Raw genomic sequence first — 15233 nt, 5'->3', positions numbered from 1 at the left:
ACTTTGGAGAAATATCTCAAAACCACAAATCCGCTCAAGCAACCATCAAAAAAATCAAAAAACAGGATACCTCCAAATAGGAGATACCCCGATACACAATAACTTATAAAATAGGTGACAACAATCGTGAAATCGACTCTTTAATCTTAATCGTACGAGAGCGGTTCAAATACATATCGTAAGTCAACTCGGTCGATAACTGAATGTCTTGTTCAAATAGCTCAGCGAGTTCGCGGGACTTCTCACGATCATAGATGAACGCATTAATCTCAAAGTTGAGACGGAAACTTCGCTCGTCAATATTGGCTGTACCGACAGTTGACAGCTCATCATCCACAACAATCTGCTTCGCATGAATGAACCCGTTTTCGTAAATGTAGACGCGTGCTCCAGCCTTCAGCAAGCTGCCGATATTCGAATATGTCGCCCAGTAGACAAACATGTGATCCGGCTTATTTGGAATCATAATTCGCACATCTACCCCAGACAAACATGCGATTCGAAGCGCGTCCAAGAAACTAACGTCAGGAATGAAATACGGCGTTTGAATATATATATAATCTTTGGCGATGAAGATCATCTTTAAATAGCCGTCCTTGATTTGTTCCCATTCTGCATCCGGTCCGCTTGAAACGATTTGCATCCCGACTGACCCTTTGCGTGGTATGACAGGGAAGTAGCGATCGTTGTACTGAACTTCACTCGATGCCAATGCCTGATTCCAATCCAAAAGAAACCGGGTTTGCAACGGATGTACTGCGCTTCCTTCGATGCGTAAGTGAGTATCCCGCCAGTAGCCGAACTTCTTGCTCATTCCGAGATACTCATCGCCTACGTTGAATCCGCCGACATAACCAATACGACCATCTACAACCACGATTTTTCGGTGATTACGATAATTCAAACGTGGGTTGATGAGCGGCATTATAGCAGGGAAGAACGCTGCAGCTTCTCCACCAGCTTCTGTTAGTTCCTTCAAATGTTTGACGTGCAAACCCCGCGATCCGATATCGTCAAAGAGCACACGAACTTTTACGCCGGACTTCGCTTTTCTCACAAGAACTTCCATAATCCTACTACCGAGTTTGTCGAGTCTCATAATGTAATACTGGAAATGAATGTGATCCTTTGCACTTTCCAAATCCTCAATAAGCGCTTCAAACTTTGCAGCGCCATCATTAAAGATTTCCACATCGTTATCTTGTGTTAGCACCGCATGATTATTTCTTAAATGTAAATAAATCATATCGTGGTAATGTGCGGTATCGTCGAGCTGGAATTCGAAGGTTTCGTCTTCAATCGCTTCCATTTGGTAGTCGATTAAGGTTTCGATACCGATACGATCTCGACCCGACCAGCGAAATAAGTGTCGCTTCCGCAACTGTCTTCCAAGCAGTAGGTAAATAATGAATCCGAAGAGAGGGATGAAAAATAGAACAAGGAGCCAAGCCCATGTAGCTGCAGCATCACGTCGTTCTAAAAAGATAAGAACTCCCGCAAGCAGGACGTTTAAAATAAGTGTTGCAATCGTAAGAAAGGTGATAATTCCTGCCATTGTATGCCGCCTTTCTGGAAATGTATTGTATTTCTATAGTATACATGAACATAGGAATTTGTCTCTGAAAACCAAAGCCGCTTGCAACACCATAAAAAAACTGAAAGAAATGATAATCGCTCATTTCTTTCAGCCCTAAACGATATCAAGATTACGAACGCAGCTTCACGCGTTGCAACCGAAGCGCATTCAATACAACTGACACGGAACTAAACGCCATTGCAGCGCCAGCTACCCAAGGGGCGAGCAATCCAGCAGCTGCAATCGGAATGCCAATCGAATTGTATGCAAGTGCCCAAAACAAATTCTGTTTAATGTTACGAACAGTCAATCGGCTCATCGTAAGTGTGTCTGGAACCCGTAACAAATCACCATGCATCAGCGTGACGTCGGCGGCTTCCATGGCAACCGCAGTTCCGGTGCCCATAGCCAACCCGATATCGGCAACAGCTAGTGCGGGTGCGTCATTAATCCCGTCACCCGCCATCGCGACACGTTTTCCTTCAGCTTGTAATTCCAAAATCGTTTGTGCTTTTTGGTCAGGTAACACACCCGCAATCACCCGGTCAATTCCGACAGTTGCTGCAATCGACTTCGCAGTCCGTTCCTGATCACCTGTCAGCATAATGACTTCCATCCCGAGTGCATGCAATTCTTTCACAGCTTGAGCAGAGGATTCTTTCACCGTATCCGCAACAGCAATCACACCAACATGCTCACCATCCGCTGCCATATACATCACTGTCTTGCCATCGTTCTCAAGGGAAGCCGTGTCTGCAATGCCATCATCGAACGAAACGCCGAAGCGCTCCAATAATTTCTGGTTACCGAGCAATACTTCAATACCGTCGATCTTACAGTGGATTCCGTGACCAGGAATGGATTCGAATTCTTCCACTGTTGGAATCTGCTCCTCGTTTTCCTGTCCGAAAGCTGTAATTGCTCGAGCGACAGGATGTTCAGAATCACTTTCCGCTGCCGATGCAAGTGCTATTAACGATTCCCTTTTAGATGAATCTGAAACACAGAAATCTGTCACTTCAGGTGTCCCTTTAGTAATTGTGCCTGTTTTATCGAACACGATTGTATCAATCGATTTTGTCTGCTCCATAGCTTCTGCAGTTTTGAACAATATCCCATGCTCAGCGGCACGACCGGACCCCGCCATGATTGACGTCGGAGTTGCAAGTCCGAGTGCACATGGACAGGCAATTACTAATACCGCAATTGTGCTCGTCAGCGCCTCGGCGAAATCACCAGGTGTTACAACGAAGTACCAGATTAGAAAAGTTAAGACAGCGATTCCGACGACTACTGGAACGAACACGCCAGAGATTTTATCAGCTAACCGCTGTATTGGTGCTTTCGATCCTTGTGCTTCTTCAACCACTCGAATGATTCCAGAGAGCATCGTATCTTTTCCAATGTTTTTCGCGCGAACCCGCAAGGAACCATTCGCATTGACAGTCGCAGCATACAGCAGATCGCCCGCTACTTTATCGACAGGTAGACTTTCGCCGGTCAACATCGATTCATCTACCGCAGAAGAACCTGACAGCACTTCTGCATCTACCGGAACTGAAGCACCAGGACGAATCACGAGCACATCACCAACTTGCACATCGGAAATCGGGATTTCTGAAGCGACACCATCACGCTCGACAACTGCCATAGTTGGCTGCAGTCCCATGAGCTTTTTAATGGCGTCAGATGAATGCCCTTTGGCGCGTGCTTCAAACAGCTTTCCTAGTAAAATCAGCGTAATCAGGACTGCGCTTGTTTCAAAATATAGGCCATGATTCGAGCCAGTCAGAACGAGGAAAACTGAATAGAAATATGCTGCTGACGTTCCAAGAACGACGAGAACGTCCATATTGGCACTTCCGTTTCGAAGTGCAGAGAATGCCCCTTTATAAAACGTCCAACCAATCCAAAACTGAACTGGTGTCGCAAGTATCCACTGGAAATAAGGATTCATAAACAAGTCTGGTACATACATCCAACTAGTAAAAGAGAAATGGGCAAACATTGTCCATAACAGCGGCAGAGAAAGTGCGGCAGAAATTACGAACATCCTCATTTTTTTCCGGATTTCAGTTTTTCTAGGGTCTTCTTCAGTCACAGTGTCTCCATCTTTGACAGAAGCACCATAACCCACCTTTTCTATTTTCCCGATAATCTCTTCTACTGAAAGTGCAGTTGGGTCATACGTAACGCGACCTGTCTCCAGTGCTAAGTTCACATTGACACTATAAACACCTGGCATTTTTGAAAGTACTTTTTCAATCCGTGCAGAACACGCTGCACATGTCATACCTGTCAGCTGTAGATCGACTTGTCGTTCGGTCACTTCATAGCCGAGAGACTGGATCTTAGCACGGATGGCTGGCAAATCGGCAACATCCGAATCCACCGTAACTGCGGCTTTTTCTGTTGCGAAATTGACAGCGACTTCTTGCACACCATCCATCCGAGTAAGACCTTTCTCAATCCGGTTTGCACAAGCTGCACATGTCATCCCGGTGATTGGGACATCCATTCGTTTCTCATTCATCTCATACAACTCCTTTTAGATACCTATAGGGGGTATCAATTTTTGAAAAATAAAAAGCAATTTGCGATATTCGTGAACTCAACAAGGTGAAAAGAAACCGCACACGAGTAGCATACGGTTTCAGGTAAAATCACTGAACGACGTCATACCCTTGTTCTTCAATCGTCTCTTCGATTTTGCTGCGGTCTGCTTGTGTAGAGTCATGAGAAACTTGCACAGTTCCAGCGTCCAGATTAACTGACACGGATTCAACACCTGCAAGTTTACCTACATTATCTTCAACCGATTTTACACAATGGCCACATGACATGCCTTTTACTGTTAATGTTGTTTGTTCCATTTCTAATTCCTCCCTTATTTTCTCATCAATTTTGAAACTGTAATCAATAGTTCGTCGAGCACGGCATCATCACCTTCTGCAAGGCGGTCTTTCACACACCCTTTTAAGTGTCCGTCCAACAAAACTTTTGCAGCACCATTCAAGGCTGATTGCGTCGCCGCAAGTTGTGTAATGATATCATCACAATACACATCATTTTCGACCATTTTGCGAATACCACGTATTTGACCTTCCACTCGATTCAATCGGTGAATAAGATTTGTTTTGACACTATCAGGGTGATGACTTTTGCGGCAGGAAACTTCTTCAGCAACTAAAAGTTCATCATCATGGACCATATTCGTCACCTCTTTCTAATTTAATAGTAATGTACCTGTAGGGGGTATGTCAATCAAATACGTTCGCTCAATAAAATTTACAAAAAAAGAGTATTTGTAACATAATTGAAAGGTTAAAAACTTGACAATCGTGGTATAATAAAGTTAGACAAAGAAAACATCACGTTTTGAACAAAATAGAACCTTACATCCAATTCGTGCGTCCTGCACTATAGAAAGGTTGAGGTGGAACCAGATGGCGAAAGAAATCGATTTGAAGAAGATCATCACAAACTTAGCGAAGTTAGGTGTTTCCGCTACAATGACAAAATCGCGTCTAGATATGCTGAAGGCACTTACACCGCCAGCTCAGCAAGACCCGCAAATCCAACCATAACTAAAAAACACGACCTAGGAATATTCCTAGGTCGTGTTTTTTATTCTTCCTCATCCGAGTTGAACATATACGTACGGTGATGGAACTTCATGCTAAAGATCAGTCCGATGGCGAGCATGTTGCCCATCAAAGAACTACCTCCATAACTAATGAATGGAAGGGGAATCCCCGTAATCGGAAGTAATTGAATCGTCATGCCGATATTTTCAAATACGTGGAACGTGATCATCGCGATAATCCCTGCAGCAATATACGTACTGAACGGATCCTTTAACTCCAATGCGATTTTCGTCAAATGATAAATCAGAAAGAAATATAGACAAATGACGACGCTTGCGCCGAAGAATCCCCATTCCTCTCCAATAACACTGAAGATGAAGTCTGTATGGCTTTCAGGTACATACACTTCACGGTCTTTATATCCTTTACCAAAAATCTCTCCAGACCCAATTGCGTTCAATGAGGTAATCAGATGCAAGCCTTCATTTGACGAATACGAATAGGGATCGAGCCATGAATAGATTCTCTGGAACTGATACTGTTTAAATCCAAGTGACGCTAAAAAGTCTTGGGCATATAATGCCATAAAGAGCATTGTGCCTCCAATTGAAGCAGAGCCCACAAAGATTGGCAATAAGATTTTCCACGTAATGCCTGAAACGATAGTAAGAGCAGCAGTGATGGCAAGGAAAACTAACGCTGTTCCTAGATCCGTCTGCATCATTATGAAAAATAGGGGCACAATCAGGACGACGCCGATTTTTAAAAGTAACATGAAATCGGTTTGCAACGTCTTCTCTGTAAACTTCTCATGGTGTTTTGTAATGACACGAGCGAGACCGATGATGAAAAATGTTTTCATAAACTCGGCAGGCTGGATACTACCAATGCCAGGTAAGTGGAACCAACTTTTTGCTCCATTACGGCGAGCAACAAGATCCATACTTTCTGGGAGGATGAACAGCACGAACAGGGCGAAAATACCGACCCCATAAATGAGCCATGCTGCTTTTTTATATTGTTCAGGTTCGAAGTACATTGTAAAAGCAATAATAATCGAACCTACGACATACCACTGGATTTGAGACGGTATAAAGTTGGTACCATATTGTCCTGTCGTTTGAGCTGAAGAAATAGCAATAAGACTAATTGCTCCAAACATAAGTAAAAGAAAGGCTAGTGGCCAATCGAAACGGTCCGCAGATCTTTGTTGTATTTTCATAATTTGTCACCTTTGTCGTTTCATAGAGTTACAGTCACTCATTATAACCGAAAACGCCCCCGAATCCACAAGAGGAAATTTTCCTGTTTTGTCCGGTTACTATTCTTCTGTTTCAAATAAGTAATTTTGCTGGTGGAATCGTATACTAAAAATCAAACCAATTGCAAACATATTACTAAATAAGGAACTTCCTCCATAGCTGATAAAAGGAAGAGGAATACCTGTTATCGGAAGCAGTTGAATATTCATACCGATGTTTTCTAACACATGGAAAGCTAACATGGCAATCACACCTGCCGTCACATAGATACTGAACGTATCTTTCAACGTCAATGCGATTTTCGTTAAATGATAAATGAAGACGAAGAAAAGTGTGATCAATAAACTTGCCCCGATGAATCCCCATTCTTCTCCAATTACACTGATGATGAAGTCTGTGTGGTTTTCAGGAATATACACAACACTTTCTTTGAAGCCTTTTCCAGTGAACTCTCCAGAACCAATCGCCGTCATCGCCTGGATCAGGTTATATCCTTCCTCACCTGGATACGAATAGGGATCGAGCCACGAATAGACACGCTTAAATTGATAAGGGTCAAAACCAAGCTTCTGTAAAAAATCCTGTGCATATATAGCCATCCATAAAAGAGTTGCTCCTAGTGTTGAGCCGACTGCCATCAACGGACCAAGCAGTTTCCATGAGATTCCAGATACAATGACGACGGCAATTGTAATCGCTATGAATACAAGAGATGTCCCCAAATCTGGTTGCTTCATTATGAAAGCAAGCGGAACCAACAACATCACACCTACTTTTCCAAGCAGCATCAAATCCATCCTGATCGATTTTTCGGGATGACGGTCATGATGAACACTAACGGTTCTGGCTAATCCAAGGATGAAAAAAGATTTGATGAACTCTGAAGGTTGAATCGTTCCAATGACAGGCAGATGTAGCCAACGCTTTGCACCTAGACGGGTTTCTGCAATCTGATCTTCACCACCTGGTGCCAACATAAGAAATACTAAAAGAAAAATTCCAAAGCCATAAAGGGGCAACGCCAGTTTTTTGTATTGTTGAGGTTCGAGCTGTATCATAACGAAAATGATAAATGCACCTAGGACGTACCAACGTATTTGCAGGGGGATGAAATTTGTGTTGTACTGTCCAGAGTTTTGAGCAGAACCAATTGCGGTTAAACTGACGATAAAAAACAAAAATAGTAATAAAGCAAGTGTCCAGTCAAAGCGATCTGTCCACTTGGATGAAAGTTTCAAAGCGGAACTCCTTCCTAAGGAGATAATCGGTAAAGTATACCGTAGTTAGGTCAAAGATTCACGTAGTTCATAAGACGTGATCGTGGAATGATAAGTTTCTCCATTGTAAAACTTATTACTCTAACAATAGATGAAGAGAGAGGTTTTTTCTAGCTTCATCCACGGTTCATGGTAAACTAGTGAGACGAAAACTAACGGATCGAGAGGGATTATTATGAAAAAAAAGCTAGGGTTAGTCTATGGAGGAAAATCAGCAGAACATGAAGTTTCGTTGTCTACAGCGCGCGCAGCTACACAAGCAATCAAATTTGAAGCATACGAAGTGATGCCGATCTACATAACTCCTGAAGGGGAGTGGCGTACGGGCGCATCTCTTGCGGCACCTGCAAAAACAATCGAAGAATTGCGTTTGGAAGGGAACGGAACAAACGAGCCGGATAGTATCGCTCAATTTCTTCAGCTAGAAAGCAAGCCGGATGTCATCCTACCACTACTTCACGGAACAAATGGGGAAGATGGAACAGTTCAAGGTCTCTTTGAAGTGATGAATATTCCTTATGCGGGAAATGGTGTTCTTGCCTCATCAGCAGGGATGGATAAAGTCGTCATGAAACAATTGTTTGCTCAAGTTGGGCTTGCACAAGTACCTTATGTCCATTTCATTCGTTCAGAGTGGGAGAAAGATGAAACGCGTCTATTAGACGCTGCAGAGCAAACACTTGAATACCCGGTATTTGTAAAGCCGGCTAACTTAGGCTCAAGCGTAGGTATTAGCAAAGCGGACAATCGGGGGAGTTTGAAAGAAGCGATTTCGTTTGCGCTAAAATTCGACAGAAAAATAATTGTGGAACAAGGGGTCACGGCACGTGAAATCGAAATGGGTGTACTAGGAAACGACGAACCGGCATGTTCTGTTCCGGGGGAAATCAAGCCTGTTGCGGCATTTTACGACTACGAAGCGAAATACCAAGACGGTAATACGGAATTAGTAATTCCTGCACATGTACCTGATGACGTTGCAAGCCACATGAAAGACATGGCATACCGCGCATTCAAAGTACTCGACTGTTCTGGACTCGTTCGCGCAGACTTCTTTGTAACTGAAACTGACGAAGTACTCATCAATGAAGTCAATACGATGCCTGGATTTACACCAACGAGTATGTTCCCACTACTTTGGCAACATACTGGCGTAAGTTATCCGGAACTAATTGACCGTCTTATTGAATTGGCGATCGCACGCCATGCAGAAAAACAAAAGATACAATACACAATGGATTGAGTGGGATAACTAATGAAACGAAAATTGACTGAATTAGCTAGCTGGTTGGGTGCTTCTGGACAGCTTTTAGAAGGTATTACTGTGACAGGAGCAACCATTGACTCGAGAAATATCCAGGAAGGTGAGTTGTTCATCCCATTCCGTGGAGAACATGCAAACGGTCATGTGTATGTCCGTTCAGCTATCGAAAATGGTGCAGTTGCTGCGCTATGGCTTGCCGATGAACCGAACCCTCCTGAAGACATTCCACTTATCTTTGTAGAAGATGCAGAGATTGCTTTGCAGCAACTTGCTCGTAGCTATCGCGAACAGCTCACATGTAAAGTGATTGGTGTCACAGGCTCAAACGGTAAGACATCGACAAAAGATTTACTTGCGAGTGTGTTAGGCGCGAAATTTGAGGTCCGTAAAACAGAAGGGAATTTCAACAACGAACTTGGGATGCCGTTGACAATTCTTTCCCTAGAAGAAGATACAGAAGTGGCTGTTTTGGAAATGGGCATGAGTGGTTTTGGGGAAATTTCATTCCTTTCTAAATTAGCAAAGCCTGATATCGCAATTATTACGAATATCGGTGAAGCTCACATGCAGGATCTCGGAAGTCGCGAGGGAATTGCGAAAGCAAAATTTGAAATTATCGATGGGCTTTCTTCAAGTGGAGTGTTTTACTACGATGGCGATGAACCGCTTCTTACAACGCTTGTAGATCTACATCCAGATCTCGATGCACATGCATTCGGCTATGGGGGCGCGTGTGATGTTTTAGCGAAAGATATAAAAGTGACCGAACAAGGTAGTCAGTTTACTGTTCAAGGTCAAATCGAGGGTCAATTTGTCATTCCAGTCTATGGCGAGCACCAAGTTAAAAATGCACTAGCAGCAATGCTAGTTGCAAAAAAACTTGGTATGACTGACGAAGCAATCCGAAGTGCGCTACTGAATGCAGTCTTAACACCGATGCGCATGCAGCCAGTAACAGCAAAAAGTGGAGCCTTGTTCATAAATGATGCCTATAATGCCGCCCCTACGTCGTTGCGTGCAGCTTTGACGTTCATTGGCCAAACAGAACTCCGTAATGATAAGTGGGTAGTGTTGGGCGATATGCTGGAACTTGGACAAGATGAACGACATTTCCATGAATCAGTTGCTGACCAACTTGCCAACCTAGAGTTGAAGGGAATTGCCTTATACGGACCTAGAATGCATTGGTTATATGACGAACTTTTAGCGCGAAAAACGAGTGTGGAACTGATTTGGACAGAGAATGACTATGCACCCATCGTGGAGAAACTACTTGGATCCATCAACGATCAATCCATTATCTTGTTGAAAGGATCTCGTGGGATGGCGCTTGAAAACGTGTTGAAAGGTGTACTGGAAACGGAGGCGTAATCCGTGAAAACAGGTGTAATTATTCTGCATGGATTTACGGGTGGCTCATTTGAAGTTCGCCCGTTCGTCCAGTATTTGAAGGACAAGACGGACTGGATGATCGAAATCCCAGTATTGCCTGGGCATGAACCAGGAGGCAGACTAGCTGAAATCACTGCAGAAGCCTGGCTAATGGAAGCGGAACTCGCATACAGACGCCTGAGTAAGCAAACGGATCGAATTTTTGTGGTCGGATTTTCGATGGGAGGTCTGATTGCGTTGTATCTAGCGCTTCGGTATCCCGTCGAACGTCTCGTCTTACTGAGTGCTGCTGCAAGGTATATCTCACCTCGGTTATTATTGGCTGATGCTGCGATTTTACTTTCCGAGCCGGTAGTTCGACACTTCCCACCAAACACATTTTATCATTTGTATCGCTATAAACTGGCCAATACGCCGATCCGCTCTGCTTATCAATTTACACGGATTATACAACAAATTGAGCCCTATTATAGCAGGATCACAGTGCCTGTTTGTATTGTACAAGGCAAGCAGGATAGTATTGTCCCGTATTCAAGTGCCCACTTGCTCTATCATTCGCTCGGCTCTTCAACGAAGCAGCTAATCTTCTCTGATAACGGGAAACACCACATTTGTTACAGTGATGATTGCGCGGAGTGGTTTGAAAAGGTACTTGAATTTATGTGTCGGGAAGATGAACAACAGACTTGTTTAGGCTGAGTGTATAGCTTGCGATGTCGACTTTATTGTGGTAAACTAGCATGAGCATTGGATACATTTACGCAGAACTCTTCCTTTTGTGGAGAGTGCTTTTTTTTGAATAAAACGGTTTGACGGCAATGCCGCTAAAGAGGAGAATCCTCTATCGAACCGCTCGGCAAAGACCGGGCTTTCCTTTCATCCACTACATCTAAATAGTCGAGATCATAGGATGATTTCCTATATTAGATTTGTATACGTTCGGAAACATACCCAATAAGCATAAGGCTCCGATTTGCCGCGCTTTCATTTGCAAATGTAACCAATTGTCAAATGGAAAACACAAAGGAGATTGAGAAGTTTGACGAAATTTTCAGAACTTAATATCAGTAAATCTACACAAGACTCTCTAAAGAGAATGGGCTTTGAAGAGGCTACTCCAATTCAAGAAGGTACGGTTACTTTTGGAATGGAAGGCAAGGACGTCATCGGTCAAGCACAGACGGGAACGGGTAAGACAGCAGCATTTGGTATCCCTATGATCGAAAAAATCGATACAAGCAACCCTGCAGTTCAGGCACTTGTCATCGCGCCAACTCGTGAGCTTGCGATTCAGGTTTCTGAAGAAATTTATAAAATCGGTTACGGAAAACGTGCTCGCATTCTTTCTGTATTTGGTGGACAAGAAATTTCACGCCAAATCCGTGCTTTGAAAAACAATCCACAAATCGTTGTCGGTACGCCGGGACGTATTTTGGATCACATTAAGCGTAAAACATTGAAGCTTGACGGCGTTCAAACACTTGTATTGGACGAAGCGGATGAAATGTTGAACATGGGCTTCATCGAGGACATTAACTCAATTCTTGAGAATGTTCCTGCAGAGCGCCAAACATTGCTATTCTCAGCAACTATGCCTGGACCAATCCGTAAAATCGCGGAAACGTTCATGAAAAACCCTGAGATCGTTAAAATCAAGTCAAAAGAAATGACTGTTGAAAACATTGAACAGTTCTTCGTGAAATCACAAGAACGTGAAAAGTTCGATATTCTGTCTCGTTTGTTGAACGTTCAACAGCCTGAACTTGCGATCGTTTTCGGTCGTACAAAGCGCCGTGTTGACGAGCTTTCACATGCACTCAACATTCGCGGATACATTGCAGAAGGAATCCACGGTGATTTGACACAAGCGAAACGTATGTCTGTTTTGCGTCAATTCAAAGAAGGTAAAGTCGACATTTTAGTTGCAACAGACGTTGCTGCTCGTGGACTTGATATTTCTGGAGTAACTCACGTTTACAACTTTGATATTCCACAGGATCCTGAAAGCTATGTTCACCGTATCGGCCGTACAGGTCGTGCTGGTAAGAGCGGTATGGCTATTACGTTTGTAACACCACGTGAAATGGGTTACCTTCGTATTGTGGAAGAAACAACGAAAAAGCGTATGAATCCACTTCAGCCACCAACATCTGACGAAGCGCTTCTTGGCCAACAAAAAGTTGCAGTCGAGACGCTTGCTGAAGCTGTTCAAAAGAATGAGTTGAATGATTATGTTCAATTTGCAACAGATCTTCTTAGTAAATACGATGCAACTGACCTAGTTGCTGCAGCATTGAAACATTTAACAAACGAGCCAGACGCAACTCCTGTATCAATTACAGAAGAACGTCCATTGCCATCACGTGGCGGCAGCGGCGGAGGTCGTGGCGGATACAAAGGCAATCGCAGTGGCGGCAATCGCTCACACGGTGGCGGCCGTGGATTCAGTGGTGGCCAACGTCGCAGTAGCGGTGGAAGCCGTGACGGACGCAGCAGTGGTAGTCGCGATGGACGCAGTGGCGGCAGTCGTGAAGGCGGAAACCGGGATCGCTCACGTGGCGGACGGTCTGAACGCTAATCACTAACTATATAAATGGAAAGCTCGGGACGTGCACAGAAAAATGTGCATTTCCCGAGCTTTTTGTTTAGTTTTTTGAAACATCTATCTCCGTCAATCGTATACACTAGTATTAGATAGGGAGGAATCGATGTGAGAAAAGAACCTGCGAACAAACTATCGAAGAAAGGCTTAACTGTATGGCGTCTCTATGGTTGGTTGCAAACCGCTGTTGTGCTGTTGCTTGCAATAGGTGCGGGTACGTTAACTGTTATCTTTGATTGGCCATGGTGGGTATACATAATTGCTGCTTCTGTTGTCGTATTATACGGATGGCTATTCATCTATCTGTTTCCTAAGATTAGATGGTCCAGGTGGCGCTATGAAGTGAGGGAGTCAGAAATAGAATTGCAACACGGAATTTTCATCGTCACTCGTACGCTAATTCCGATGGTGCGTGTCCAACACGTTGATACGGCTCAAGGTCCGATATTGAAGAAATATGACTTGTCCGCGATATCGATTTCTTCTGCAGCAACGGTTCACTCAATTCCTGCATTAGCAACTGAGGAAGCAGATGAATTACGTAATCGTATTTCGGCGTTGGCAAAGGTGGCGGAAGACGATGTCTGAGCCGCGTTACAAACTGCATTGGGTTACGGTCTTGGTTGAAAGTCTGAAAGCTTTAAAAGAAGCAATATTACCTTTAGTGGTCGTATTGATATCGGGGAGTAGAAACAATGACTCTGGAATATGGATTCTAGACAATTGGTCTTTGGTATTAGGCGTTATTTTAGTCGTCTATTTACTTTCCAGTGGTTTCATTAAATGGCGAAGATTTTCGTACTGGTTTGAAGATGGGGAGTTGCGAATCGAATCGGGATTGTTCGTTCGGAAGAAACGCTATATCCCTTTTGAACGAATACAAAGTTTGAATTACACAGAAGGAATTTTCCATCGTCCATTTGGACTTGTAAAAGTGCAAGTGGAAACCGCCGCTTCTTCTGGAGGAGAAGCTGAGGCAGAGTTGACGGCTGTCACCCGTGAAGATGCAGATTTGATAAAAAAACGGATTGCCGAGGGGAAGAAACGAAAAGTTGAGGAAGCAGGAGACGCACTTGAGGTTGGGATAGATAGTGCAGAATTGATTGAGGAAGAACCTGCTGAGAAGCGTGTGTTTTCTTTGAACCCGAAGCAACTAGTTCTCCTTGCCACTACGTCTGGGGGAATCGGTGTCATTTTTTCAGGGGTGGCTATATTTTTATCCCAGTTCGGAGAATTTTTGCCGCTTGATAAAGTGAGTGACGAGCTTGCAGGCCTTATTAAGTTCGGTGTATTTATTATTGTCCTCTTAGTTCTTGTGGGTTTGCTCGTCGCGTGGTTACTATCTGTCGCGATGACGTTTTTCTCGTATTATGGGTTTACCGTTCGTGTTACAGAGGAAGAGCTGATCATAACACGCGGGCTACTCGAGAAAAAACGTACCACGATCCCGCTTAGTCGGATTCAAAGTGTAAGTTTTGTTGAAAACCCTCTTCGACAAATATTCGGCTATGGACGTGTACTGGTGCATAGTGCAGGCGCTGCAGGAGATGGTTCTAAAATTCAGCTGTTTCCTCTGGTGAAGAAGAAAGAATTGTACGAACCTCTACAAGCTATTTTTCCTGATTTAGATTTACGTGAGCCTGCAAAGAAACTGCCTGAACGAGGGCGTAGGTTCTACTATCGGATTGACTTCATCTGGATGATTCCGGGGATTGTGCTATTAGGCTGGTTCTTCTATCCTTATGGACTGTTTTCGCTTCTCATTGTACCCCTCGTTATGGCATTTGGAGTTTGGCAACACCGCTCTGCTGCATATCGGGTGAGTGGCAGTCAGGTTACCATACGCTCGCGGGGATTTAGTTTAGAAACATCCTACACGATGCGCAAAAGAATTCAATCAGCGCACTTACGGCAAACAATTTTTCAACGTCGTAAACGGGTAGCAACCATTCATATGAATGTGAAGTCAGGTATTGGGGTTCACGACGTCCGACTGAGGCAGATGGATGTGGACGAAGCAGAGCACTTGCTGGATTGGTACGAACCTTCACGAGAGAGTGGAGAAGTGCTCATAAAGCTTGAGAAGTGATCATAAATGCTAGAAAGTGCTCATAAAACTCGAGAAGTGATCATAAATGCTGAAAAGTGCTCATAAACCCAGGAAAGTGCTCATAAAGCTCGAGAAGTGATCATAAACCCAGGAAAGTGCTCATAAAGCTCGAAATGTGATCATAACCCAATAAAAGCGCTCATAAATCTCAAAAAATGATCAT

13 protein-coding genes are annotated in these 15233 nt (G+C 43.7%); 7 read left to right on the top strand and 6 right to left on the bottom strand.

What is annotated here, in order from left to right:
* Positions 1–103 precede the first annotated feature (103 nt).
* From cls to RL70_RS16010, 4 genes are all read right to left on the bottom strand, one after another.
* A complete protein-coding gene (gene cls, locus RL70_RS16025) occupies positions 104–1555 on the bottom strand; it encodes a cardiolipin synthase (RefSeq protein WP_039044404.1) in 1452 nt (483 codons plus the stop codon).
* 151 nt (positions 1556–1706) lie between these two features.
* Positions 1707–4109, bottom strand: a complete 2403-nt coding sequence (locus tag RL70_RS16020) for a heavy metal translocating P-type ATPase (protein WP_039044403.1) — start codon at positions 4107–4109, stop codon at positions 1707–1709.
* Between the two features lie 130 nt (positions 4110–4239).
* Entirely contained in the window at positions 4240–4449 is a 210-nt protein-coding gene (gene copZ, locus RL70_RS16015; RefSeq protein ID WP_039044402.1) for a copper chaperone CopZ, read from the bottom strand.
* Positions 4450–4463: 14 nt separating this feature from the next.
* A complete protein-coding gene (locus RL70_RS16010; RefSeq protein WP_039044401.1) occupies positions 4464–4787 on the bottom strand; it encodes a metal-sensitive transcriptional regulator in 324 nt (107 codons plus the stop codon).
* A gap of 235 nt (positions 4788–5022) precedes the next feature.
* Between RL70_RS16010 and RL70_RS18075 the strand changes: the two genes are divergently transcribed.
* Complete coding sequence (locus RL70_RS18075) at positions 5023–5163, top strand: Lmo0850 family protein (protein WP_172643597.1); 141 nt, start codon at positions 5023–5025, stop codon at positions 5161–5163.
* A 40-nt stretch (positions 5164–5203) separates the two neighbouring features.
* On the opposite strand, the gene RL70_RS16005 is transcribed toward RL70_RS18075, so the two are convergent.
* Both RL70_RS16005 and RL70_RS16000 read right to left on the bottom strand, forming a co-directional pair.
* The gene (locus tag RL70_RS16005; protein WP_039044400.1) at positions 5204–6385 is read right to left on the bottom strand and encodes an FtsW/RodA/SpoVE family cell cycle protein; all 1182 of its coding nucleotides are present in this window, start codon (positions 6383–6385) and stop codon (positions 5204–5206) included.
* 99 nt (positions 6386–6484) lie between these two features.
* Positions 6485–7663 (bottom strand): FtsW/RodA/SpoVE family cell cycle protein, encoded by a 1179-nt coding sequence (locus RL70_RS16000; RefSeq protein WP_039044399.1) that lies wholly within the window; start codon positions 7661–7663, stop codon positions 6485–6487.
* 214 nt (positions 7664–7877) lie between these two features.
* On the opposite strand from RL70_RS16000, the gene RL70_RS15995 reads away from it, so the two are divergent.
* The 6 genes from RL70_RS15995 (at position 7878) to RL70_RS15970 (ending at position 15049) form a co-directional block, all read left to right on the top strand.
* Positions 7878–8945: a D-alanine--D-alanine ligase gene (locus RL70_RS15995; protein ID WP_039044398.1), complete on the top strand. Its 1068-nt coding sequence runs from the start codon at positions 7878–7880 to the stop codon at positions 8943–8945.
* Positions 8946–8957: 12 nt separating this feature from the next.
* Positions 8958–10337: a UDP-N-acetylmuramoyl-tripeptide--D-alanyl-D-alanine ligase gene (gene murF / locus RL70_RS15990; protein ID WP_039044397.1), complete on the top strand. Its 1380-nt coding sequence runs from the start codon at positions 8958–8960 to the stop codon at positions 10335–10337.
* Between the two features lie 3 nt (positions 10338–10340).
* A complete protein-coding gene (locus RL70_RS15985) occupies positions 10341–11057 on the top strand; it encodes a carboxylesterase (protein ID WP_039044396.1) in 717 nt (238 codons plus the stop codon).
* Between the two features lie 340 nt (positions 11058–11397).
* A complete protein-coding gene (locus RL70_RS15980) occupies positions 11398–12936 on the top strand; it encodes a DEAD/DEAH box helicase (RefSeq protein WP_039044395.1) in 1539 nt (512 codons plus the stop codon).
* Positions 12937–13068: 132 nt separating this feature from the next.
* Complete coding sequence (locus RL70_RS15975; RefSeq protein WP_039044394.1) at positions 13069–13548, top strand: PH domain-containing protein; 480 nt, start codon at positions 13069–13071, stop codon at positions 13546–13548.
* A complete protein-coding gene (locus RL70_RS15970) occupies positions 13541–15049 on the top strand; it encodes a PH domain-containing protein (RefSeq protein ID WP_039044393.1) in 1509 nt (502 codons plus the stop codon). Before RL70_RS15975 ends, RL70_RS15970 begins: the two co-directional genes overlap by 8 nt.
* Positions 15050–15233: the final 184 nt, after the last annotated feature.

It is taken from the genome of Sporosarcina sp. ZBG7A (assembly GCF_000813425.1).
Classification (GTDB): domain Bacteria; phylum Bacillota; class Bacilli; order Bacillales_A; family Planococcaceae; genus Sporosarcina.
The sequence above is the reverse complement of the archived record's forward strand: the minus strand, read 5'-3'. Positions and strand labels throughout refer to the sequence as shown.